This window comes from Novosphingobium sp. PhB165, from assembly GCF_004341845.1.
Lineage (GTDB): Bacteria > Pseudomonadota > Alphaproteobacteria > Sphingomonadales > Sphingomonadaceae > Novosphingobium.
Genome location: NZ_SLVB01000003.1, coordinates 138,478 through 162,600, shown reverse-complemented (window position 1 = coordinate 162,600; position 24,123 = coordinate 138,478). Strand labels below are relative to the sequence as shown.

21 protein-coding genes and 1 tRNA gene are annotated in these 24,123 nt (G+C 64.2%); 13 read left to right on the top strand and 9 right to left on the bottom strand.

Features of this window, described 5'->3' with window-relative positions; all coding sequences use genetic code 11:
* The first annotated feature begins 163 nt into the window (after positions 1-163).
* From EDF56_RS09310 to EDF56_RS09300, 3 genes are read left to right on the top strand one after another with little or no spacing between them, the layout of a single operon-like run.
* Positions 164-889 carry a ParA family protein gene (locus tag EDF56_RS09310; RefSeq protein ID WP_132386636.1) on the top strand — a complete coding sequence of 242 codons (726 nt, stop codon included), beginning with the start codon at positions 164-166 and terminating at the stop codon, positions 887-889.
* A 14-nt stretch (positions 890-903) separates the two neighbouring features.
* Positions 904-1,551: a hypothetical protein gene (locus tag EDF56_RS09305; protein ID WP_132386634.1), complete on the top strand. Its 648-nt coding sequence runs from the start codon at positions 904-906 to the stop codon at positions 1,549-1,551.
* Between the two features lie 24 nt (positions 1,552-1,575).
* Entirely contained in the window at positions 1,576-2,880 is a 1,305-nt protein-coding gene (locus tag EDF56_RS09300) for an SPOR domain-containing protein (RefSeq protein WP_132386632.1), read from the top strand.
* Between the two features lie 270 nt (positions 2,881-3,150).
* Here the strand turns inward: EDF56_RS09300 and EDF56_RS09295 are convergent, their stop codons facing one another.
* Positions 3,151-4,392, bottom strand: coding sequence for a dihydroorotase (locus EDF56_RS09295; protein WP_132386630.1), 1,242 nt, complete (start codon positions 4,390-4,392; stop codon positions 3,151-3,153).
* A complete protein-coding gene (locus tag EDF56_RS09290; protein WP_132386628.1) occupies positions 4,389-5,369 on the bottom strand; it encodes an aspartate carbamoyltransferase catalytic subunit in 981 nt (326 codons plus the stop codon). Before EDF56_RS09290 ends, EDF56_RS09295 begins: the two co-directional genes overlap by 4 nt.
* Positions 5,370-5,549: 180 nt before the next feature.
* Here EDF56_RS09290 and sppA point away from each other — a divergent pair, with 180 nt between their 5' ends.
* A complete protein-coding gene (gene sppA / locus EDF56_RS09285; protein WP_132386626.1) occupies positions 5,550-7,445 on the top strand; it encodes a signal peptide peptidase SppA in 1,896 nt (631 codons plus the stop codon).
* 67 nt (positions 7,446-7,512) lie between these two features.
* Here sppA and EDF56_RS25885 read toward each other — a convergent pair whose 3' ends face one another.
* Positions 7,513-7,674 carry a hypothetical protein gene (locus EDF56_RS25885; RefSeq protein ID WP_165912152.1) on the bottom strand — a complete coding sequence of 54 codons (162 nt, stop codon included), beginning with the start codon at positions 7,672-7,674 and terminating at the stop codon, positions 7,513-7,515.
* Positions 7,675-7,885: 211 nt separating this feature from the next.
* Here EDF56_RS25885 and EDF56_RS09280 point away from each other — a divergent pair.
* Together EDF56_RS09280 and tig are read left to right on the top strand one after the other, a co-directional pair.
* Positions 7,886-7,970: transfer RNA gene (locus EDF56_RS09280), tRNA-Leu, on the top strand.
* Positions 7,971-8,044: 74 nt separating this feature from the next.
* Positions 8,045-9,613, top strand: coding sequence for a trigger factor (gene tig / locus EDF56_RS09275; RefSeq protein WP_132386624.1), 1,569 nt, complete (start codon positions 8,045-8,047; stop codon positions 9,611-9,613).
* Positions 9,614-9,692: 79 nt separating this feature from the next.
* Here tig and EDF56_RS09270 read toward each other — a convergent pair whose 3' ends face one another.
* Positions 9,693-11,168 carry a hypothetical protein gene (locus EDF56_RS09270; protein WP_132386622.1) on the bottom strand — a complete coding sequence of 492 codons (1,476 nt, stop codon included), beginning with the start codon at positions 11,166-11,168 and terminating at the stop codon, positions 9,693-9,695.
* 239 nt (positions 11,169-11,407) lie between these two features.
* Here EDF56_RS09270 and clpP point away from each other — a divergent pair, with 239 nt between their 5' ends.
* Together clpP and clpX are read left to right on the top strand one after the other, a co-directional pair.
* Entirely contained in the window at positions 11,408-12,076 is a 669-nt protein-coding gene (clpP, locus tag EDF56_RS09265) for an ATP-dependent Clp endopeptidase proteolytic subunit ClpP (protein ID WP_132386620.1), read from the top strand.
* A 148-nt stretch (positions 12,077-12,224) separates the two neighbouring features.
* Positions 12,225-13,487, top strand: a complete 1,263-nt coding sequence (clpX, locus tag EDF56_RS09260; protein WP_132386618.1) for an ATP-dependent Clp protease ATP-binding subunit ClpX — start codon at positions 12,225-12,227, stop codon at positions 13,485-13,487.
* A gap of 119 nt (positions 13,488-13,606) precedes the next feature.
* Here the strand turns inward: clpX and EDF56_RS09255 are convergent, their stop codons facing one another.
* Entirely contained in the window at positions 13,607-14,188 is a 582-nt protein-coding gene (locus EDF56_RS09255; protein WP_132386616.1) for a DUF4440 domain-containing protein, read from the bottom strand.
* 133 nt (positions 14,189-14,321) lie between these two features.
* Complete coding sequence (locus tag EDF56_RS09250) at positions 14,322-15,338, bottom strand: cation diffusion facilitator family transporter (RefSeq protein WP_132386614.1); 1,017 nt, start codon at positions 15,336-15,338, stop codon at positions 14,322-14,324.
* Between the two features lie 360 nt (positions 15,339-15,698).
* On the opposite strand from EDF56_RS09250, the gene EDF56_RS09245 reads away from it, so the two are divergent.
* Entirely contained in the window at positions 15,699-18,335 is a 2,637-nt protein-coding gene (locus EDF56_RS09245) for a TonB-dependent receptor (RefSeq protein ID WP_132386612.1), read from the top strand.
* 157 nt (positions 18,336-18,492) lie between these two features.
* The gene (locus tag EDF56_RS09240; protein WP_132386610.1) at positions 18,493-18,894 is read left to right on the top strand and encodes a DUF1801 domain-containing protein; all 402 of its coding nucleotides are present in this window, start codon (positions 18,493-18,495) and stop codon (positions 18,892-18,894) included.
* A 15-nt stretch (positions 18,895-18,909) separates the two neighbouring features.
* On the opposite strand, the gene mtgA is transcribed toward EDF56_RS09240, so the two are convergent.
* The gene (gene mtgA, locus EDF56_RS09235; RefSeq protein WP_243652544.1) at positions 18,910-19,575 is read right to left on the bottom strand and encodes a monofunctional biosynthetic peptidoglycan transglycosylase; all 666 of its coding nucleotides are present in this window, start codon (positions 19,573-19,575) and stop codon (positions 18,910-18,912) included.
* Positions 19,576-19,756: 181 nt separating this feature from the next.
* On the opposite strand from mtgA, the gene EDF56_RS09230 reads away from it, so the two are divergent.
* A complete protein-coding gene (locus tag EDF56_RS09230) occupies positions 19,757-20,506 on the top strand; it encodes an SDR family oxidoreductase (protein WP_132386606.1) in 750 nt (249 codons plus the stop codon).
* A 13-nt stretch (positions 20,507-20,519) separates the two neighbouring features.
* Positions 20,520-21,569 (top strand): patatin-like phospholipase family protein, encoded by a 1,050-nt coding sequence (locus EDF56_RS09225; protein WP_165912151.1) that lies wholly within the window; start codon positions 20,520-20,522, stop codon positions 21,567-21,569.
* An 84-nt stretch (positions 21,570-21,653) separates the two neighbouring features.
* On the opposite strand, the gene rpoH is transcribed toward EDF56_RS09225, so the two are convergent.
* Positions 21,654-22,565, bottom strand: coding sequence for an RNA polymerase sigma factor RpoH (gene rpoH, locus EDF56_RS09220; protein ID WP_132386602.1), 912 nt, complete (start codon positions 22,563-22,565; stop codon positions 21,654-21,656).
* Between the two features lie 89 nt (positions 22,566-22,654).
* Positions 22,655-23,599, bottom strand: coding sequence for an RluA family pseudouridine synthase (locus EDF56_RS09215; protein ID WP_132387431.1), 945 nt, complete (start codon positions 23,597-23,599; stop codon positions 22,655-22,657).
* 18 nt (positions 23,600-23,617) lie between these two features.
* Between EDF56_RS09215 and EDF56_RS09210 the strand changes: the two genes are divergently transcribed.
* Positions 23,618-24,115: a M67 family metallopeptidase gene (locus EDF56_RS09210; RefSeq protein ID WP_132386600.1), complete on the top strand. Its 498-nt coding sequence runs from the start codon at positions 23,618-23,620 to the stop codon at positions 24,113-24,115.
* Positions 24,116-24,123: the final 8 nt, after the last annotated feature.

Below are 24,123 nucleotides of genomic sequence, written 5' to 3'. Positions count from 1 at the left end.
TTCCTGATCCCATGATGCGATGACAGGCCAGAAGAGTAGCTGGGGGCAGGGTGGCGGCGCGCCACGGGGCTGTGGACCTAATTAACTCTAAATTAGGAACGATCTGCGAATCCCTTCCTCGTGACAGGTTCACTTTCCTAAGCGGAATTCAGGGGACAGGGCTTTGCGAGTACTGGCATTGGCATCGCAGAAGGGCGGTTCGGGCAAGACCACGCTCTCGGGACATCTTGCCGTCCAGGCCCAGCGCGCTGGTGCCGGGCCGGTCGTGCTGATCGACATCGACCCGCAGGGCTCGCTGGCGGACTGGTGGAACGAGCGTGAGGCGGAACTGCCCGCTTTCGCGCAGACCACCGTGGCGCGCCTCGCCGCCGATCTTCAGGTCCTGCGCCAGCAGGGCTTCAAGCTGGCCGTGATCGACACGCCGCCGGCCATTACCCTCGCGATCCAGAGCGTGATTTCGGTATCCGAACTGATCGTGGTGCCGACCCGTCCGAGCCCGCACGACTTGCGCGCCGTGGGCGCCACTGTCGATCTGTGCGAGCGTTCGGGCAAGCCACTGCTCTTCGTCGTCAATGCCGCGACGCCCAAGGCGCGAATCACTGCCGAAGCCGCTGTCGCGTTGTCGCAGCACGGCACCGTGGCGCCGGTGACACTGCACCAGCGGACCGACTTCGCCGCCTCGATGATCGATGGCCGCACGGTCATGGAAGTCGATCCCAACGGCCGCTCCGCACAGGAAGTCGCGGCGCTGTGGAACTACATTTCCGACCGTCTCGAAAAGAATTTCCGCCGCACCGTGTTCTCGGCGCCGCCGGTTCCCGGCCAGCCGGTGGTGCAGGGCGCACAGCGTCCGGTCGGTGGCTTCGGCCGCCGCGTCGTCGGATCCTGACGATGTCCGGCGCGATGACCGAACCCCGTACATTCGCGTCGCTCTCGCCGAGTCTGCTGGCCCGCAAGGGCAGCGCCCGGCCCGCGATGCGCCGTCAGGATACCGCTTCCTTCGGCATGGCCGGGATGCGTGCGGATCCGGGCAAGATGGACGATCTGGGCTGGAACGATTGGGGTGATGTCGAGCAGCAGGCGCCGGTCTCGGCCGTGCCCGAAGCGCCGATGCCTGAGCCGGTTGCCGCGCCCGTGGCGGTCCACATCGAGGAAGCGCAGTTCGACGAGGCACCGGTTGCCGAGGCTTTCCACGCCGAGCCGCATCTGGACGAGGATTCGGGCGAAGATGGCTCGACCGGCCAGCCGATGGCTTCGCTGACGCCCGAAATGCCGGGCATCGCGCCGCGCAAGCCCGATGTTCTGCGCCAGATCGAGGATCTTGCCGAACGCATCAACCGCACGGCAGCTCCGGTGCGCACGATGGTTCCGGAGGGCCGCCGCGCCGCTTTCACGCTGCGTCTCGACGCAGAACGCCACTTCCGCCTCAAGATGGCCGGGCTGCTGACCAACCGCAGCGCGCAAGTCATCGTGACCGAGGCGCTCGACAAGTATCTTGCCGAATTCGCCGACATCTCGTCCCCGGCTCTATCGGCCGGAAAGCATAGCTGACCTCGTCCTAGGGGGGACAATCCGATGCAACGCCTCAATTCTTCGCACGCCCGGACCGGCGGGCTCGCGCTGGGCGCGGCCATGGCTGCCGCGCTGCTCGTGAGCTGCGCCAGCCACGCGCCGGTCGCCAGCGCCGATGCGCCCGTGACTGTGGGCGCCGAGCAGGGTGACAGGGATATCGCCCGAGCCGAACAGCGCGTGGCGAAATCGCCCCGCGATGCCCGTTCGCGCGCCATGCTGGCGCAGGCCTACCTGGCGGTGGGACGCTTCGATTCGGCGGCCACCACGTTCGAGGACGCGATCTCGCTGGGTGACGAGGATGCCCACACCGCGCTCGGCGCATCGCTCGCCTATATCGGCGCGGGCCGGAATGCCGAGGCGCTGGCACTGCTTCAGCGCGTGCAGGACAAGATCCCCATGAGCGACTTCGGACTGGCCGTTGCGCTGGCCGGACAGCCCGCGAGCGGCGTATCGATCCTGACCGACGTCGTGCGCGGCGGCGGGGCGACGCCCAAGGCGCGTCAGAACCTTGCCTATGCCTATGCCCTCGACGGCCGCTGGCGCGAAGCGCGCCTGATCGCCTCGCAGGATCTGACCGGCGACCAGCTCGAAGCCCGCCTCAACGAATGGGCTGCGAGTGCCGACGCGGACAAGAGCCGCGAGCGCATTGCCGGACTGATGGGCGTGCCGCTGCGTGGAGATTCGGGTCAGCCGGCCATGCTGGCGCTGAACAAGCCCGCCGATGGTGCGCAACTGGCGATTGCTGATACGCCCACTCCGGTGGCGGCTGCAGCGCCGAAGCCGGCTGCCGGCGGCGAGCTTCCGGCGGTCCAGTCGGGTGAAAGCTTCTGGGGCGCCAACCAGCCTGAGGAATCGGCTCCGGCTCCGGTGCCTGCACCGGCTCGGGCACCTGCTCCAGCGGCGGTCGTTCGCATGGCCGCTGTCGAAGCGGCGAGCACGACGGTCCAGCCGGCTCCGGCCGCTCGCCCTGCCGCTGTCCATGCCATTGCGGCGCGTACCGTTGCTGCGCCGAAGTTTGCAGCGGCGCAGCCGACCACGCATCTCGTTCAGCTCGGATCGTTCCGGACGATGGACGGCGCCAAGCGCGCCTGGGCCATCTTCCAGGCCCAGAATCCGAAGCTCAAGGACCACACCATGCGCATCACCGAAGCGCAGGTGAACGGCCAGCGTTACTACCGCGTCGCCGCCGAAGGCTTCGATCGCGGCGCGGCGCAGGCTCTGTGCTCGACCGTCCGCAAGGGCGGCGCGGGTTGTCTTGCCTATTCCCAGCAGCGCGCCTTGCCGGGTGCCTCGCTCGCGAGCCGCTGAGCGGCGCACGCTTCTACCAGTTCCATGTGAACCTGAACGGCTCCTGTCCTCGGACAGGGGCCGTCTTTTTTGGTGCATGGCTGAGGTTTGGTGTTTCCGGTTGAGCCTGAACCGCGAACCACCCGTCGCCCCCGCGCAGGCGGGGGCCCCGCTTTCTTTTGCTGCGTTGGCCAAGAAAAGCGGGGTCCCCGCCTCTGCGGGGACGACGAGGTGCTTTGGGTGAAGGGGGAGTGCGTTTTGGGCCGGAACGGATCCGGCCCATACAGCCGCTTACTTCTGAAGCACCGCCACGCCGCCCTTGAACAACGCCACGGCACGGCCTTGAACGGGCTGTTTGTCGAACGGCGTATTGCCCGCAACAGCAGCCATCTTGCTCGAATCGACGATCCACGGACGATCCGGCGCGACCACCGCGATGTCCGCCTCCGCGCCCACTTCGAGCTTGCCCGCATTGACGCCCAGCAGTCTGGCCGGGTTCGTCGCGACCAGCTCGAATGCGCGCGACATCGAGATCACGCCATCGCGCACGAGGTTCATCGTGTGCGGCAGCAGCGTCTCGGCGCCGGCCATGCCGGGGGCCGAATCGGAGAAAGGCAGGCGCTTGTCCTCGGGGCCGCGCGGGTCATGGCCAGAGGCGATCACATCGATGGTGCCGTCGCCGATGGCCGCGATCACGGCCTTGCGGTCGTCCTCCGAGCGCAGCGGCGGCGACAGGTGCGCATACGTGCGGAAGCCCGCCAGCGCGAGGTCGGAAAGCATGAAGTAGGCCGGCGTCACGCCCGCCGTCACTTTCAGCCCGCGCGCCTTGGCGCCGCGCACGAGGTCCAGCCCCTTGGCGGTGGTCACCTTGCGGAAGTGGATCGGCGCATTCGCCAGTTCGGCCAGCGCGATGTCGCGGGCGATGGCCAGCGCTTCGGCTTCGGCCGGGGCGGAGGGAAGGCCGAGACGCGTCGCCATTTCACCGGCGGTGGCGACGGCCTTGCCGACGATGCCCGCATCCTCGGAATGGGTCATCACCACCATGCCGAGCATGCCGGTGTACTGGAGCAGGCGCAGCATCGTGCCCGAATCGCCGATCCAGTGGCGGCCGGTGGCGACCGCCTTGGCTCCGGCATCGCGCATCAGCGCGATTTCGGCCAGCGACTTGCCTTCAAGGCCCTGCGTGGCGGCGGCGAGCGGGTGGACCCAGAAGTCCGGCTTGCCCGACTGCGCAGCGAAGCGCACGCGGGCCGGCACGTCCAGCGGCGGGTTCTGGTCCGGCATCAGCGCCGCGCGGGTGACACCGCCGAAGTGGAAGGCTGGTTTGTCGATGGCGAAAACGCCCAGATCGACAAGGCCCGGGGCGATCAGGTGGCCGCCTGCGTCGTGGACGGTATCGCCCGGTTGCGCAGTGACGTCGGCGCCGATCGCGGTGATGAAACCGCCCTCGCAGCGCAGCGCGCCGTGCACGATGGTACCGTCGGCAAGGATGAGCTTGCCGTTGGTTACGGTGAGGGGTGCCTGATTGCTCATGCCCAGCCCTCCACGTTGCGCGCTTTTCGCGTCAACACGTCAAGGCAGGCCATGCGCATGGCGACGCCCATTTCGACTTGCGTCGTGATCTGCGAGCGGCCGACCAGATCGGCCACGTTGGAGTCGATTTCGATACCGCGGTTCATCGGTCCCGGATGCATGACGAGGGCGTCGGGCTCGGCCTTGGCAAGCCGGTCGAGCGTGAGGCCGTAAAGATGGCGATATTCGCGCGGGGAGGGGATGAACTGGCCTTCCATGCGTTCCAGTTGGAGGCGCAGCATCATCACCACGTCGGCGCCTTTCAGCGCGGCGTCGAAATCGTGGAACACCTTCACGTTCATCCGCTCGATATCGGCGGGCATCAGCGCGGGCGGCGCGCAGACGCGCACTTCGGCGCCGAGCGAGGCCAGCGAGAGGATGTTCGAGCGGGCGACGCGGCTGTGCAGGATATCGCCGCAGATGGTCACGCGCAGGCCGTTGAAGGCGCGCTTGGCCTGACGGATGGTCAGGGCGTCGAGCAGGGCCTGCGTGGGGTGTTCGTGCTGGCCGTCACCGGCATTGAGCACCGGGCAGTCGACCAGATCGGCGATCAGCTGCACCGCGCCGGAGCTGGCATGGCGGATGACGATGGCATCGGCGCGCATGGCGTTCAGCGTCATCGCCGTGTCGATCAGCGTCTCGCCCTTCTTCACGCTGGAATTGGCGACGGCCATGTTGACCACATCGGCGCCGAGGCGCTTGCCGGCGATCTCGAAACTCAGCAGCGTGCGCGTCGAGTTCTCGAAGAAAGCGTTGATGATCGTCAGGCCGGACAGCAGGTCGCGGCGTTTCTGCGTGCCGCGATTGAGTTCGACCCACTGCTGGGCCTCATCAAGGAGGAACCATATCTCATGAGGGGCAAGGCCGCCGATGCCCACGAGACCGCGATGCGGGAAGGCGAGCGCGCCTTCCGGATAGATATATTCTGGGGATGTCATCGAAGATCAGGCCTTAGGCACAGGTGGGGCCGGGCTCAAGCGTTTTGAGCCGAGTCCTTTGCAAGGCGCGCCATTCGTATCCTCATGGCGGGCGCATGGGGCCGGAAAAAAGACTTGTTGCCCGCTCTGGCCGCACCGGCCCCGTGGGGGTATGAAGTTGCCGGAAAGGCGGGTGAATCCATGAAATTTGCGCACAGGGTCTGGAGATTGCTGGTCGCGGTGAAGGACGCGCTGGCGCTGGTTTTCCTCTTGCTCTTCTTTGGCGCGCTCTATGCCCTGCTGATGGCGCGGCCCGCCGCCACCCGGATTCAGGACGGCGCGCTGCTGCTCGACCTCAATGGCTCGATCGTCGAGGAGAAGAGCCGGATCGACCCGCTGGCCCTGCTGCTTGGCTCCAAGGCACCGGCCGGCGAATATCAGGCGCGCGACCTTGAACGCGCGCTGCACCTTGCTGCGACGGATAGCCGCATCAAGGTCGTCGTGCTCGACATGTCGCGCTTTCTGGGCGGCGGCATGGTGCATATCGAGGAAATCGGCCAGTCGATGGACGAAGTGCGCAAGGCGGGCAAGCCGGTGCTGACGTTCGCCAATGCCTATGCCGATGACGGCGTCCAGCTCGCTTCCCACGCCAGCGAGGTCTGGATCGACCCGATGGGCGGCGCCTTCGTGGCCGGGCCGGGCGGGAATCAGGTCTATTTCAAGGGCCTGCTCGATCGTTTCAAGGTCAACGCCCATGTGTTCCGCGCCGGCACCTACAAGAGCTTCGTGGAACCCTACATGCGCAGCGACATGTCGCCTGAGGCGCGCGAGGCCATGCAGGATGTCTACGGCGCGCTCTGGAACAGCTATAGGGCCAACATCGCCGCCGCGCGCCCCCGGGCGCAGCTTGACCGAATGACCGGCGATCCGCTGGGCTGGGCCAAGGCAAGCGGAGGCGACTTTGCCGAAGGCGCCAAGGCGGCCGGGATCGTCGACCGCATCGGCGACAAGAGCGAGTTCGATGCCCGCGTGGCGTCCATCGCCGGCAAGGACGATTCCGATCAGGACGGCAGGGATCTGCCCTATCGCCACACCGCACTGGCGGCCTGGCTAGCCGCCAATCCCGAAAAGAAGGAAGGCGCCGAGATCGGCGTCGTCACCATTGCCGGTGAAATCGTCGATGGCGATGCCGGGCCGGGCCGCGCCGGCGGCGATCGCATTGCCCAGCTGCTGGACGACAATATCGACGAAGGCTTCAAGGCGCTGGTCGTGCGCATCGATTCGCCGGGTGGTTCGGCCATGGCGGCCGAGCGCATGCGCCGCGCGATCGAACGCTACAAGGCGAAGAAGATCCCGATCGTGGTCTCGATGGGTAACCTTGCTGCCAGCGGCGGTTACTGGGTCTCGACACCGGGCCAGACCGTCTTTGCCCAGCCGGCGACGATCACCGGATCGATTGGTGTCTTTGCCGTCATTACCAGCTTCGAGAATACGTTGGCCCAGTACGGCGTCACCAGCGACGGCGTGAAAACCACGCCGCTGTCCGGCCAGCCCGACATCCTCGGCGGCCTTTCTCCCGAGGTCGAGGGCATGCTGCAGGCCTCGATCGAGAGCACCTATCACAAGTTCGTCGGTATTTCGGCGCAGGCGCGCCGGACCACGCCCGAGAAGATGGACGCGATCGCGCAAGGCCGCGTCTGGCCGGGCTCCGAGGCGCAGCGGATCGGCCTTGTCGACCGTATGGGCGATCTCAATGCCGCGCTGGCCGAAGCGGCGCGGCTTGGCGGTGTCGGCAACGGCAAGTGGCATGCCGTCTATCTCCAGAGCGAGGAGGACACGGTCACCCGGTTCGTGAACAGCTACACCTCGCAGGCGCCGGATGAAGACAGCCATGCCCGGGCCTACGACTTCGCGAGCCTGGTGTCGCAGCGCCGTGAGGAGCAGGGCGCGCATCTGGCGGGGCAGCTTGCGGCGATGCTCTCGACCAGCGGGGCACAGGCTTACTGTCTGGAATGCCCGGTCGTGCCCGGCGCCGCCCGCAAGGCGGACAAGGGGACGACGTTGCAGGCACTGGCCCGGCTGGTAGGACTGAACTGACGCGAAATCGGGCTGTTTGCTTGGAGTTTGTTTGAAATCCGGTTGTCGCCGGATTTCAAACAATCCCTCAGTCCGGGGGCGGCAATTCCGTAGGCGTCGGATCCGGCTGGTCGAAGTCCGGGCCAGTCGGCGGCAGTTCCTGCGGGGTATCCGGCGCGTCCGGTTCCATGGGCGGATAGGGCGTTTCGGGCGGGGTATTGCCGGGGTCGTCTCCGGGTTGGGTGGCCATGGCTGCCTCTCGCTTTGTCATGTCTTCAAGGGACATTACTCTAGTTGGGCAGGCGGCAGGCGCGGTGCAAGGCGGCCTGCCGGACGGCTGCCGCGACCCGTCCTGCGGCCGGAACGGCGCAGCCTGTCTGCACGCCATGCGAATCGCCGCACTTGCCCTTTTCCGCGTGTCCTTATAAGGGCACGGGCCTTGAGTTTCAGGCTTCATCTTTGCGGGCGTGGCGGAACTGGTAGACGCGCTGGTTTTAGGTACCAGTATCGAAAGATGTGGGGGTTCGAGTCCCTTCGCCCGCACCAGTCTGCCGCCCAGGGGGATGAGTCGCGAGAATCGGCCCGTAAGGCCCGCTGAATTGCACAGGAAGGCATTTGAAATGCAGATCGTCGAAACCACCAACGAGGGCCTGAAGCGCGCCTACACGGTGACCATTCCCGCCAAGACCATCACTGCCAAGATCGAGGGTGAGGTCAAGAAGATCGCCCCGCAGGTCAAGATGCCCGGCTTCCGCCCCGGCAAGGTGCCCGCGAACCTCGTCAAGAAGATGCACGGCGACGCGATCCACCAGGAAGCGCTGAACAGCTCGATCCGCGAAGCGATGGACAAGCTGGTCGCCGATCACGCGCTGCGTCCTGCCATGAACCCCGACGTTGCGCTGGGCGAAGGCTATGAGCAGGGCAAGGATGTCGAGCTGACCGTCAGCCTCGAAGTCCTTCCGGTCATCGCCGCTCCCGCGATCGACGGCCTGAAGCTGGAAAAGCTGACTGTGCCCGTGGCCGAAGACGCCGTTGCCGAAGCGGTTGAGCGCATTGCCTCGCAGCAGCAGCGTTTCGAAACCAAGGACGGCGCGGCCGAAGACGGCGACCAGCTGATCATCGACTTCACCGGCAAGCTCGACGGCGTCGAGTTCGACGGCGGCAAGGCCGAGAAGGCCCCGCTGGTCATCGGTGCCGGCCGCTTCATCCCCGGTTTCGAAGAGCAGCTCGGCGGCGCCAAGGCCGGTGACGAGCGCACCATCACGGTGACCTTCCCCGAAGACTACCCCGCCGCGAACCTCGCCGGCAAGGAAACCACCTTCGACATCGTCGTGCACGAAGTGAAGGCACCTGCCGAATCGAAGATCGACGACGATTTCGCCAAGGAACTGGGTCTTGAGAGCCTTGAGCAGCTCCAGGGCCTGCTCAAGGGCCAGCTGGAGCAGGAAACTGCCGGCCTGACCCGTACCGCCATGAAGCGCCAGCTGCTTGACCAGCTTGCCGCCGGTCATGACTTCGACGTGCCGCCGACCATGGTGGAAGCCGAATTCTCGCAGATCTGGCAGCAGCTCACGCAGGAAGCCGGCAACGAGGAAGATCCCGCTGCCGCTCTCGCCGAGATCGAGGCCGAGAAGGACGATTACCGCAAGATCGCCGAGCGCCGCGTGCGTCTGGGCCTGCTCCTGTCGGAAATCGGCCAGGCCAACGGCGTGGAAGTGACCCAGCAGGAAATGTCGATGCTGGTCTCGCAGGCTGCGCAGCAGTATCGTCCGGAAGACCGCCAGCGCTTCTTCGAATATGTCCAGCAGGACCCGATGATGGCTGCCCAGCTGCGCGCGCCGCTCTACGAGGACAAGGTCGTCGATTTCCTGATCGAGAAGGCCGAAGTCACCGAGCGCGAAGTGACCCGCGACGAACTGCAGGCCGCTATCGAGGCTGACACCGACGGCGAGAAGCCGGCGGAAGCCAAGAAGCCGGCCGCCAAGAAGGCTCCGGCCAAGAAGGCCGCTGCCAAGGACGCCGCCGAGGAAGCTCCGGCTGACGAAGCTGCTGCCGAGGAAAAGCCGAAGAAGGCTCCCGCCAAGAAGGCTGCTGCCAAGAAGGACGAGGCTGAAGTCGAGGCCGAGGCCGAGGCGAAGCCCGCCAAGAAGGCTCCGGCCAAGAAGAAGGCCGCTGCCAAGGAAGACTGATCGCGTCGCTTAAACCGCTGACCGATCGTTGAAAGGCCCGCCGTGTGCGAACACGGCGGGCCTTTCTTGTTGATGGCGGCTAAGCGCCCGGCTGCGAAACCGCGACCCAGCCGTCGCCGATGCGGTGGACTTCGATCGCGTCCACGGCGAACCCGCTCTGGCGCAAGTGGACGAGAATTGCGGCATCGCTCAGGCGATGACGACTGTCATGCTCGGCCCAGAACAGCGTGGGGCAGGCCTGCGCCCGTTTTCGCGAGGTTTCCGGCTCAATCGCGAAGCCGAAGTGTCCGGCAACCTCGCGATAGGCCCAAGGCGCGACCGAAAGGTTGTCTGCGGGCGGGAGGGACAGGACATCGGCGTTCCAGAAGCGGTCGGTATGGATCACCGTGCCGGGACAGAGGTGCACTTCGCGGGCGATGAAACCGCCAGTGCCGTACCACGAGTAGCGCGCCTCGACCTTGCCGACATTCTGCACCAGTCCGCAGGCCGAGACGAGCAGCGCGAAGCCGAGAAAGACCGCCGTCGTTTTCGGCCCCAGCGCCCTCAGCAGGCGTCCGCAGGCCAGCGCGATACCCACGCTGACCGCGCCCACCATGGCGGTCAGGTACTTCTCGATCAGCATCGGGTGGAGCAAGTGCACCACCACCAGCATGCCAAGGCCAGCCATCACGCCTGTCGCCAGCAGGGCCAGCGTCCGGACCTCGGTGCAGGCCGTGCGGTTGCGGATGAGGTCGCGCCCCATGAGGAGCACGCCGGCAAGCGCACCCAGCAGCACGAGCGGGTTGGCTTCCAGACTGCGCAGCAGGGCATATTCGATCGACCACCGCGCTTCGCCGAAGCCGGCCGGAATCCAGAACGCCCGGGTATTGGCTTGCCAGTAGGGCAGCTGGATCAGGCTGATGGCGATGAAGACCCCGCCCGCCGCCAGCGCCGGCACGGCGACGGCACGCGCCAGAGTCCAGTCGCGGCGCAGCACGGCGGCGGCGATAAAGGGAGCAATAAGGGCTCCGGCGATCAGCGTGGTGACGATATGGGTGTTGAAAGCCACCAATACGCTGGCGAAATAGATCAGTCGGCGTGCCCGCGAGCCGCCTTCGCACGTGAGCGACAGGGCGCTGAGGGATAGCGCCAGCACGGTGCCCGCGCCAAGCGACAGGAAGTAGGAACGCAGTTCGCTCGCGCTCAGCACGGTCCATTCGTTGCCTGCCAGCAGCAGCAGGAGGACGGCGCTTGCGGGCAGCAGGCGCGGCACATCGCGCACGACCGCCACGCCGGCAAGGAGGCAGGCCACGCCGATGGCGAGGTTCAGCAGCCGGTGAGTCTGTATGGAACCCATCCAGGCAGTCGCGCGGGCAAGGGCGTAATAGAGCGGCGGATGATTGTCCGCGAGCCAGCTCGTCCGCAGGGCTTCACCCCAGCCAGGGCCGGGGCGCGTCACATATTGCGTGTAGAATTCGTCGTACCATGGACCGCGATGCAGGCACGCCCACGCGATTCCCATGGCAAGGGCCATCACGGTAAGCAGGATCGTGCCCACCTGGAGCTTTTTCGACATGCAAAGGCTCCCCCCGAAGCCGGCGACAAGAGATTTCCCTTATCCCGCCAAGGGATGACGGAAATATTGAGAAAGGGCAACGGATCGTGCCTTCGAACGCTCTGAAGCGGGACAAGTGGGGCTCAAGGCCGGACAATGCCCGCATAAGTTGTGCGCGGTGCACCGATTGAGGGGTTAAAGGCCTTGAACATCGTGCGGGGGCACGCGACATAGGCGGTCCAAATCAGAAGAGGACTCCCATGCTCGACCTGTTTGGCGCCTCGGGCGCCCAAGGAAAGTTCACTACCGACCCCGTGACCGGCGCACTCGTGCCGATGGTCGTCGAGCAGACCAGCCGTGGTGAGCGCAGCTTCGACATCTACTCGCGCCTGCTGCGCGAGCGCATCGTTTTCGTGACCGGCGAAGTCGAGGACCACATGGCCTCGCTGATCGTCGCGCAGCTCCTGTTCCTCGAATCGGAAAATCCTTCGAAGGACATCGCGATGTACATCAACTCGCCGGGCGGCGTGGTGACGGCCGGCATGGCCATCCACGACACCATGCAGTACATCAAGCCGCGCGTGGCGACCCTTTGCGTCGGTCAGGCCGCCTCGATGGGCAGCTTCCTGCTCGCCGCCGGTGAGCCGGGCATGCGCGTAGCACTGCCGAACGCCCGCATCATGGTGCACCAGCCCTCGGGCGGCGCGCGCGGCATGGCGTCGGACATCGAGATCCAGGCGCGCGAGATCCTGCGGATGCGTAAGCGTCTCAACGATCTCTACGTGAAGTACACCGGCAAGTCGCTCGACGAGATCGAGAAGGCGATGGACCGCGACACCTTCCTCGAAGCCGAGGAAGCACTGGCGTTCGGCCTCGTCGACAAGGTCTTCGAAACGCGGCCTGAAGCCGATAAGTCGGCCGAAGCCTGAGCATGACGCGGAAGGTCGGTGCCTGCGGGTATCGACCTTCAGTTCTTTGCAATGGTTCTCGGGGTACCCATATCGGGCTAGGATTGCAAAACCGGCCCCGTCCAAGGTAGACTCGACGAGTCGCCTGGAAATGGCCTAAAGACGGAAAATGACGAAATTGAGCGGATCTGACGCGAAAAGCACCCTCTACTGCAGCTTCTGCGGCAAGTCGCAGCACGAAGTGCGCAAGCTGATCGCGGGCCCCACGGTCTTCATCTGCGACGAATGTGTCGAGCTCTGCAACGACATCATTCGCGAGGAAACCAAGGCCGGGATTGCGGGTAAAAAGGACGGCGGCGTGCCGTCTCCCCGTGACATCTGCGAGACGCTGAACGACTACGTGATCGGGCAGGACCGCGCGAAGCGCGTGCTGTCGGTGGCGGTGCACAACCACTACAAGCGGCTGAAGCACAGCGGCAAGCAGGGCGACGTCGAGCTTTCGAAGTCGAACATCCTGCTCGTCGGGCCGACCGGTTCGGGCAAGACGCTGCTCGCGCAGACGCTCGCCAAGACGTTCGACGTGCCCTTCACCATGGCCGACGCCACCACGCTGACCGAAGCCGGTTACGTGGGCGAGGACGTGGAGAACATCATCCTCAAGCTGCTCCAGGCTTCCGACTACAACGTCGAGAAGGCGCAGCACGGCATCGTCTACATCGACGAAATCGACAAGATCAGCCGCAAGGCAGAGAATCCGTCGATTACGCGCGACGTTTCGGGCGAGGGCGTGCAGCAGGCGCTGCTGAAGCTGATGGAAGGCACCACCGCATCGGTTCCGCCGCAGGGCGGCCGCAAGCACCCGCAGCAGGAATTCCTGCAGGTGGACACGACCAACATCCTGTTCATCTGCGGCGGCGCCTTCGCGGGTCTTGAGAAGATCATTGCCGACCGCCTCCAGAAGCGTTCGATCGGTTTCGGCGCGCATGTCGCCGATCCGGACAAGCGCCGCGTGGGCGAACTGCTCCAGAAGGCGGAGCCGGAAGATCTGCTCAAGTTCGGCCTGATTCCCGAGTTCGTCGGCCGTCTGCCGGTGATCGCGACCCTGAACGACCTCGACATCGAGGCGCTGGTCAAGATCCTGAAAGAGCCGCGCAACGCGCTGATCAAGCAGTACGCCAAGCTGTTCGAGCTGGAAGACGTGGAACTGACCTTCACGGACGAGGCGCTTGAGGCGATCGCCCAGAAGGCCATCGACCGCAAGACCGGCGCGCGCGGCCTGCGTTCGATCGTGGAAGGGCTGCTGCTCGACACCATGTTCGACCTGCCGACCGAAGGCGATATCGCCGAAGTCGTCGTCGACAAGGACGTGGTGGAGGGCCGCAAGGAACCCGTCCGCGTGCTCAAGGGCGACAAGGCCGAAGCCGCAGCCTAAGCGCTGCTGCCAGGATCAAAACGAAAAGGGCCCGTCCGGATTATCCGGGCGGGCCCTTTTCGTTGTCCGGAATTGCGCCCCGGCTCACCGGCCGGGCAGCCGGGGCGCATGGTCGCTTCTCAGTTGTTTCCGTCAGAAGGGGGCGGGCCCATGCGGCCGCCACCGGGACCGCCGCGCCCGCCACGCGGAGGCATCGGATCGCCCTTCTTCATGGTGCGCACGACCTGACCGTCGCGGGAAATCGTCATCTGCTCGGTCTCGGTGGACTTGAGCAGCCATCCCTTGTCTGTCTGGACCCAGGTATCGTGCGACAGCTCGCTCATCGCGATCTGATGGGTTTCGCCGTCACGGCCCTGCCGGTTGTCGGAGGCGTCCTGGCGCTGCTCGACTTCGGCGGTCTGGCCATTGACGGTGACCGAGGTGATCGTGTTGGTCGACTTGCGGCTCGGATCGACGGGAATATTCGCAAGGCGCTCGATCATGTCATCGGCGTTCATGGAATTGCCGCCAAGATCGGTGCGCTTGAAGTCAGGCGTCAGGAAAGGCTTGATGTCGTCCGGCTCGCGCGTGTCCATGGCGGTCTTGAGTGCCGCGTAGCGCGCCTCAAGGTCACTCTTGGTGTCGGCATGGGCAAGGCCGGGCAGCAAGGCGCAAGCAAGCGCTGCGGAAAGCATGAGGCGGGCGGAGTGTCGACGTTTCATCGCGGATATGTCCGTGCAATCAAAGATGGACACGATTCCTAAACGTCGGCCCGCCTGCCGCAATCGGGTTTATTGTACCTTATTGTCGCTTGGCGCGGACCGAGCACGCCAGACCGAATTCAGGGCGCCGATTTCAGACGACGGATTCGCTTTCCAGCGAACACACGCATTCGGCCTCGGTTTCGATCTGGATGGTCGGGTGGCCGATGCGGAAATCGTGCTCAAGGTCATGGGCAAGCTGCTGCAGGAAAGCGTCGCCGGGCTGGCCCTCGGGCATGACGAGGTGCGCGGTAAGCGCGGTCTCGGTCGTGCTCATCGGCCAGACGTGAAGGTCGTGGACGCGCTCCACGCCGGGGCGGGCTTCCAGGAAGCCGCGCACGGCGCCGATGTCGATGCTCTCGGGCACGGCCATCATGCCCATCCGCAGCGATTCGCGCAGCAGGCTCCAGCTCGACCAGCCGATGACGGCGGTGATGACCAGTGAGGCGATCGGATCGACAAGGCTCCAGCCGGTCCAGACAATGACGAGGCCGGCGATAACCACCCCGGCAGAAACCGCTGCGTCGGCCATCAGATGCACGAAAGCGGCGCGCAAGTTGAGGTCGGTCTTGCTGCCCTTGGCGAACAGCAGCGCGGAAAGCGCATTCACCGCGATGCCCAGCGCGGCAACCACGATCATGGTGGTTCCCGCGACGGGTGCTGGCTCGGCGAAGCGGCGGATCGTTTCGACCAGGATTGCGCCAATCGCCACCCACAACAGCGCGGCATTGGCGATGGCGGCAAGAATCGAGGAGCTTTTCAGCCCGTATGTAAAGCGCTCCGTCGGCGGCCGCGAAGCGAGCACGCTGGCAGCCCAGGCGAGCAGGAGCGAGAGCACGTCCGACAGATTGTGACCCGCATCGGCAAGCAGGGCCATCGAGTCGCTGAGGAAACCGGCGGTCACTTCCGCCACCACGAAGATGAGATTGAGCCCGACCGCGAGAGCGAAAGCCCTGCCTATGTTGCTCGGCAGGGAGTGATGATGGCCATGGTGGTGGCCCCCATGGCTATGTCCATGGCCGTGCCCATCACCCGGCCCGTGATGATGATGACCATGATCGTGGTGCTGGTGGCCGTGATTATGGCCCTGGTGGTTGTGTGCGACGCCCATGGACCGCGTGTCTCGCACAGGCACCGCAAATGCATCAAGCGATGTCGTAACATGTCATGCACATCGAGGTCGCTCATACCGCAGTGCGGCATGTTGAAACAATATTGCGCGTGACATTTTTATCGCACGGAGCGGGCAAAAATATTTCCATGAATCGCCGAAAAACAAGGAAATGCACGAGTCCATCGCGCTCAATCTGTCACGTTGCGGAAAAATTGCATCGCCCCCGATAGAAATGAATCCCGCGTGTCAGGGAGTTGTCATATTGCACTGCTCTTAGCAGCCGCAGCAAACCTGTGGCGGGGCAAAACCTTCCGCATCATTGCGTCAATCCCACTCTCAAGGCTCCAGGGGGCTAAGATGAAGTTCCATTCCGTTCTCTCCACCGCGACCAGCACGCTTGCCGTCGGCGCAGCGTTCCTCGCGATGCCGGCTCTCGCCCAGTCGACCGGTTCGTCGCAATTCGAAGAAGGCACCATTGTCGTCACCGGCAATGCGCCGCGTCAAATCGGCGGCGTCAAGCTGCCGGATACGACCAAGACCAAGCAGGTCATCACGCAGGATCTGATCGCCACGCAGCGTGCGGGCCAGACCGTGATGGAGGTCATCAACCTCGTCCCCGGCGTCAGCTTCCAGAACAACGATCCTTACGGTTCGTCGGGCGGCACGCTGAATATCCGTGGTTTTGACGCCAGCCGTATCTCGCTGACGTTCGACGGTATTCCGCTCAACGATACCGGCAACTACGCGCAGTATTCGAACCAGCAGCTTGACCCCGAGCTGATCGAGCAGGTCAACGTCAACCTCGGCACGACCGACGTCGACAGCCCGACCGCCGCCGCTTCGGGTTCGACCGTGAACTACAAGAGCCGCAACCCCACCGAAGACTTCCACGTCAGCACCAGCGGTTCGGTCGGTGAATACGGCTACTTCCGTATGTTCGGCGTTGTCGACACCGGCACGTTCACCTCGATCGGCACCCGCGCCTGGATCTCGGCCAGCCACGCCGAGAACGAAAATCCGTTCATGCCTTACAGCAAGACGAACAAGTCGCAGTTCAACGCCAAGATTTACCAGCCGCTGGGCGACAATGGCGACTTCATCTCCATTGCCGGTAACTACAACGTCAACCGCAATCGCAACTTCTCGTCGATGCCGCTGCGCACCGATTCCACCCTCATCACGGTCAACGGCACGGCGCCGAACCAGACTGTGTCGATTTCCGACCGTGTCGTTGGTTCGGCCACGTCCAATCGTTTCCCCACCACGCGGGATGAGCGCGATTACATCGTTGCGCCCTGCAAGGTGGCTGCGGCGAGGGCCGGCGTCACCGATTCGCCCAATAGCTGCGGCACCCGCTACGACGAGAGCTACAATCCGTCGAACACGGGCAGCATCCGTATCAATTCGCGCTTCACGCTTTCGGACACGCTCTCCCTGACCGTGGACCCGAGCTACCAGTACACCAAGGCCAATGGCGGTCTTGGCGCGGTTACCGGCTATGAAGGCTTCTACAAGACCAAGGCCGGTCAGAGCATCTTTGGTTACATCGGCGGCAAGCCCTACTTCGGCGGCGTCGATCTCAATGGCGACGGCGACACGCTTGACAGCGTTACGGTTTACGCGCCCAGCGAAACCAAGACCAACCGCTTTGGCGTCATCGCCAACCTGATCTGGAACCCGATCGATGGTCAGACCTTCCGTCTGAACTACTCGCTCGACTACGGTCGTCACCGCCAGACCGGTGAAGCAGCGTTTGTGCGCCAGAACGGCCTGACTTCGGAATACTTCCCCGAAGATAATCCGATTCTCGACGCATCGGGTGATCCGATCCAGAAGCGCAATCGCAAGTCGATCGCCATGCTCAACCAGGTTTCGGGTGAGTACCGCGGCGAATTCATCGACAAGCGTCTGACCGTCAACCTCGGCGTGCGTTCGCCCTGGTTCTCGCGCCGTCTCAACAATATGTGCGTGACTGAAGCGGGCGGCAGCTTTGTCGATTGCTTCAACGACGAGGCGTCGCAGGCAACCTTCCTGGCAGCCAACCCGACTTACGTCGCGCCGACCAAGCGCAACTACAACTTCCACAAGATCCTGCCGACCGCCGGCCTGAACTTCTCGGTTATCGACAAGGTCAGCGTGTACGCCAACTACACGAAGGGGATGCAGGTTCCGGGCACCGACAACCTGTACCAGTCGCTGGGCTTCACTTCGCAGCAGGCTATGCCGAAGCCCGAAACCACCGACAACCTCGACATCGGCGCGCGGTATATCTCGGGCAAGGTTCAGGCCCAAATCTCGGCCTGGTACACCTGGTTCGACAACCGTCTTGCCTCTTCGTACGATCCGATCCTCGACACGACGATCTATCGTAACCTCGGCAAGGTTCACAAGTACGGCCTCGACGGCAGCATCGGCTATGCGCCGATCCCTGAAGTGTCCTTCAACATCTTCGGCTCGGTGCTGAAGTCGAAGATTCAGGACAACGTCCAGTCGGGCGAATGCACCCAGGCCAATGTCCTTGCCGGCGCATCGACCGGTATCGGCAAGTGCCAGGTTGTCGGCGATCCGATCTACTACCTGACTGCTGGCAAGCGCGAAGGCGGTGCTCCGACCTACATGTTCGGTGGTCGTATCCAGGGCAATCTGGGCCCTGTCACGCTGGGCGTACAGGCCAAGCGCACTGGTCCGCGTTACGTGAACGACCAGAACATCCCGATTACCCCGACTTACACGCTGAACAACGCGACTGTGACTTATCCGTACACGGTCTATGGCGCCAAGACTCCGGCCTATAACGTGGTCGATCTTGATGCGAAGGTGAAGCTTGGGTTCCTTGGTCTGAACGACCAGACCTACCTGCAGCTCAACGTGACCAACCTGTTCGACAAGTTTTATGTCGGCGGCTTCACGTCGAATACGTCGGGGGCGTCGGTCCCGACCGCCTACATCGGTGCGCCGCGCACCGTCAGCGGCACTATCACCATGGGCTTCTGATCCCGACATTCGCGTCACGCGAAACAGGGGAGGGGAGGGAACTTCGGTTCTCTCCCCTTTTTTGTGCGTGGGTGCCAATGCGCCGTGGGCCTTGCGGAAATGTGGGCGGCTGGCCTAGCCTGCGTCCCTGCGACTGAATGGCGGGAGCGTGACGCAAATGAGCGGAAATGGCGACGGAGCGGAGCCTTCGCGGCTCATCGATGCGCGGATCGCGGAACTGGACGACTGGCGCGGCGAAACGCTGGCGCGTCTTCGCTCGATCGTGCTCAAGGCCGATCCGGGGATCGTCGAGGAATGGAAATGGCGCGGCGTGCCGGTCTGGTCGCGCTCCGGCATCATCTGCACGGGCGAGACTTACAAGGCGGTGGTGAAGATGACCTTCGCCAAGGGCGCCTCGCTTCCGGATCCGGCGGGGCTGTTCAATTCCAGTCTGGACGGCAATGTGCGCCGGGCCATCGATTTCCATGAAGGCGAGACGGTCGATGAAGCGGCGCTGACCGTACTGGTCCGCGCCGCAATCGAACTCAACTTTGCGAAGAAACCCGCCCGCGCGAAGTGAGCGGAGGCTTTCGCCTTACTCGTAGACGCAGGAATCGAAGCCGGCGCGTTTCACCGTGCCGATGCGCGCGGCAATCGTGTTGCCGTAACGGCGGGTGAAGCCGGAGGGGTTCTTGACGTCGCGGGTCTTGGGGCTGGGCAGGGCGGCGGCGATGCGCGCGGCCTCGATCGGGGTGAGGTTGGTGGCCGATTTGCCGTAGTAGCGCTGGGCGCCGGCTTCCACGCCGTAGGTGCCGATGCCGGTCTCGGCGACGTTGAGGTAGACTTCCATGATTCGCCGCTTGTCCCACAGCGATTCGATCAGGAAGGTGAACCAGACCTCGAAGCCCTTGCGAATGTAGCGCGTCCAGCCTTCGCCCTGCCACAGGAACACGTTCTTGGCGGTTTGCTGGCTGATCGTCGAACCGCCGCGCAGACGTCCGCCGGCGGCATTGCGTTCGAAGGCTTTCTCGATGGCGTCAGTGTCGAAGCCATTGTGCGTGCAGAACTTTCCGTCCTCGGCGGCGATGGCGGCGGCGGGCATGTTGCGGTCGATCCGGCTCAGCGGCTGCCAGTCCTTGGTGATGCCGTTGCCGTCGGACAGCATCGTTACCGTCACCGGCGGCGGCACGAAGCGATAGAGCACGGTCAGCCCCACGCTGATCGCGACGAACCAGACGATGACTTTGGCAGTGATGCGCAGCAAGCGAGAGGGCCCTGAATTCGAAGGAAGTTGCCGCATCCCCTAGCGGGCTTGGACGCGGCGGAAAAGTGCACTGCGATCAATCCCCGTGCACCGCAGCGTCATCGAAACCCGTTATGGCGGCTTTCCTGCACAGAATTTGCGATTACACCGATATTTCCCGGCAAAGGAGTGTCCCCCCATGAAGACCAGCGGCAACACCATTCTTCTCACTGGCGGCGGCTCCGGCATTGGACGCGAACTGGCGCAGCGCTGGCATGACGCGGGCAATGTCGTGATCGTGACCGGGCGCACGTTGGCCAGTCTGGAAGAGACGGCCAAGGGCCGCGCGAACATCCACGCGGCGGCGCTCGATGTGACCGATGAAGGCGCGATCCGGACTTTCGTGCAGGACGTGCTGGCGAAGTTCCCGGCGCTCAACGTGCTGGTCAACAATGCCGGGATCATGCCGCTGGAGGATGTTTCTGCTCCGCGCGATCTTGCCGTGGCGGAAGCCTGTGTGGTCACCAACCTGCTCGGGCCGATCCGCCTGACCGATGCGCTGGTCGAGCATCTTTCGGCTCAGCCTGACGCGGCGATCGTCAATGTCAGTTCGGGGCTGGCGTTCGTGCCGCTGGTGCGCGCGGCGGTCTATTCGGCGACCAAGGCGGCGATCCATTCCTGGTCCGATTCGCTGCGCCTCGCGCTGGCGGGCAAAGTCGAAGTCATCGAACTGGCCCCGCCAGCGGTGCAGACCGAACTGACGCCCGGCCAGTCGACCCGCGAAGGCTACATGCCGCTTGGCGATTTCATCGACGAGGTGATGAGCCTCTTCGCGCAGGAGCCGACGCCGGGCCTGATTGGCGTGCAGCGCCTCGCCTTCCTGCGCAATGCCGAGGCGGAGGGTCGCTACGCCGAGACTTTCGCCACTCTCAACGCGCCGCAGAACTGATCTGTCGGCGCGCATGGGCATGTTTTCCAAGGAAAAGCCCATCCCCAGCCTCGATCTCGCGCTTCAGGGCGGGGGCGCCCATGGCGCTTTCACCTGGGGCGTGCTCGACGGCCTGTTGCAGGACGAGCGGCTGAACATCGGCGCGCTCAGCGGGGCGAGCGCGGGGGCCATGAACGCGGCCGTGCTGGTCTCCGGCCTCGTTTCCGGCGGACGCGAGGAGGCGCGTGAGCGGCTGCGGGCCTTCTGGAAGGAACTCAACCGCTCGGGGCGCGAAGCCGGGCCGCTGATCCCGATGATCGAGGCTTTCCCGCAGACCTCCCGCGCAGTCTCTTCGTGGTGGACCACGGTGTTCGGCGACATCGGCATGACCCATGCCTCGCCCGAACTTGGCCGCGAGATGCAGGAGATCCTGCGCAAGGTGATCGAGACGCATGTCGATTTCGACGCCATCCGCAGCGAAAATGCGCCGCAACTGTTCATTTCGGCCACCAACGCGCGCTCGGGCCGGCTGCGCCTGTTCCGCAACGAGGACCTGAGCACCGATGCGCTGCTCGCTTCGGCCTGCCTGCCGCTCTACTTTCCGCCGGTCACCATCGACGGCAAGGACTATTGGGACGGCGGCTACAGCGCCAATCCGCCGCTGGTCCCGCTCGTGCTGGAAAGTCCGAACGACGATCTGCTGCTCATCACCGTCAATGCGCAAGTCCGGCCCGATACGCCGCGCGGGGTCGCGGCGATCGTGGACCGCCTGACCGAGATCGGCTTCAACCAGTCGATGCGGAAGGAATTGCAGGGGCTGCTGCTGCTGAAATCCTCGATCGGGCATACTCGCGCCAAGGACGGCCTTATCGCCCAGGTCGAGCGGCTGCGGCTTCACGAGATCCATGACGAGCCCACGCTCTCGGCCATGCCCGCGCAGACCAAGCTGCTGCCCGTCCGCCACCTGCTTCTCAAGCTTCACGATGTGGGCGAGGCGGCGGCGAAGCAGTGGTGCGAGGTCAATATCGAACACCTCGGCAAGCGCGGCACCGTGGACATGGCGGCGCGGTTCGGACCGGCTTGAGAACACCTGAGGACACGGGGGACAAAAGAAAACCGGGCCGTCCCTGCGGACGACCCGGTTTCTATTTCAGCAGTGCCCCGCCGTTTAGAGTGCGGGGACCAGCTTCTTGTCAGAGGCGATGCGGTTCATCGCCTTCTGGAGCTTTTCGAAAGCGCGCACTTCGATCTGGCGCACGCGCTCGCGGCTGACGCTGTAGACCTGGCTCAGTTCCTCAAGCGTCTTGGGATCGTCCGTCAGGCGGCGTTCGGTCAGAATGTCGCGCTCACGTTCGTTGAGGCTGTCCATCGCTTCCACCAGCATGGCGTGGCGAACGGTGGCCTCTTCGGCATCGGCGACGGTTTCGTCCTGAAGCGGGCGGTCATCCGCAAGGATGTCCATCCACTGGCCTTCGCCTTCCTCACGCAGCGAGACGTTCAGCGAAGCATCGCCGCCCATCATCATGCGCCGATTCATGTTGACCACTTCCTGCTGCGACACGCCGAGCGTGGTGGCAATGGTAGCCACATCCTTCGGATGCAGATCGGTGTCTTCGTAAGCGTCGAGATTCTTCTTCATGCGGCGCAAGTTGAAGAACAGCTTCTTCTGCGCGGCGGTGGTGCCCATCTTCACGAGCGACCACGAACGCAGGATGTACTCTTGAATCGACGCTTTGATCCACCACATAGCATATGTGGCGAGGCGGAAGCCCCTATCGGGTTCGAACTTCTTGACCCCCTGCATAAGGCCGATGTTGCCTTCGGAGATCAGTTCGGACACGGGCAGGCCATAGCCACGATAGCCCATCGCGATCTTCGCGACGAGGCGAAGATGGCTGGTTACGAGCTGTGTCGCTGCCTCGGGATCTTCATGTTCCGTGTAGCGCTTGGCGAGCATGTATTCCTGCTCGGGCGCCAACACCGGGAACTTGCGAATCTCGGAGAGGTAGCGGTTAAGGCTCTGCTCACTGCCCAGCGATGGAACCGCCGGGAGATTGCGTTGCTTGGTGGTCACTGTCATCCGTCCTTTCCGGTCGGCCCGCGGTCAAAGACCCTATGCAGGCATCTTAGCTTGGGGCCACCTGTTCAAGATAGCATGTTAAACCGATTTCACTGACGCAGTTCGTCGATCAGGGCCCGCATGTCGTCGGGAAGCGGGCTGGAAAATCGGACCGTCTCCCCTGTAACGGGGTGGACAAAGCCAAGTTCCGCGGCGTGCAGAGCCTGGCGATGAAATCCGAGTCGCTGAAGGACCGGGCGAATTGCTGAAGGGGTGCGTCCATAGACAGGATCTCCCAATAGCGAATGCCCGATTGACGACATGTGAACGCGCACCTGATGTGTTCGTCCTGTTTCGAGGCGGCACTCCACGAGCGCTGCGCCTTTCAGCGCCTCGATCGTGCGGTAATGCGTTACCGCGTGCTTGCCTCTGCCTGATTCTACGAGTGCCATCTTTTTACGGTTGGTATTCGAACGACCGATCGCTCCGGTTACAGTCCCGGCGAGCGGAATCGGTTTTCCTGCCACAACGGCGCGATAGGCGCGCTCGATCGAATGATCCGCGAACTGGACGGCAAGGCCTTCGTGAGCCCGGTCGGTCTTGGCGACGACCAGCAGGCCCGAGGTATCCTTGTCGATGCGGTGGACGATTCCCGGCCGCGCGACTCCGCCGATCCCCGAAAGCTGGTCCCGGCAGTGATGAAGCAGGGCATTGACCAGCGTGCCGTCAAGATTGCCCGCGGCGGGGTGAACGACAAGGCCGGTCGGCTTGTCGACGATGATCAGGTATTCGTCCTCGAACACGACGTTGAGAGGGATATCCTGGGCTTCGGCCTCGGCGGGGGCGGCTTCCGGCACGGCGATGGCGAACGGTGTGCCCGGTGCAACCTTGAGTGAGGCCTGTCCGGCGGGCTTGCCGGAAAGCGTGACCCGGCCTTCGCCCATCAGGGCCTTGATTCGTTCGCGCGAAAGGCCGCTAGCGTCCGCCAGTGCCTTGTCGAGGCGGCCACCGGCCTCCCCGATCGTACCTTCAATGATGTTTTCCATGACCCCCATTGTCTGTACGATTTGGGGATGAATGTCGAAGTGACAAGAGTTGTCGAGCTGACAGAAGAGGTTGTGTCGGCGCTGATGGCCGCCGCGGCCCGCGCGCATCCGGAAGAATGCTGCGGGCTTCTGCTGGGCGAATCGCTGGACGGGCGCGATCGCATCGATCGCGCCGTGCCTGCCGGCAATGTCGCGGCCGAGCGCATGCGGCATTTCGAGATTGATCCCGCTGCGCTGCTCGCCGCGCACCGCGCCGCGCGGGGCGGCGGGCCCCAAGTTCTGGGCTATTACCATTCGCACCCTACGGGACAGCCCGTACCTTCCGCCGTGGATCGCGAACATTCCACCGGCGATTTGCGGATTTGGGCGATCATCGGCGACGGGCGTGTTGCTTTCTGGCGAGATAGCGGGAATGGTTTTTCACCAATAACCTGCGACATCGCTGGTGGACGTCGGCCGGATTCGGCTGTCTCGCCAGAGTCGCAAGCACCCGATACCCACCCGGCATCCCAATCCGGAATGTGATGGAAGTC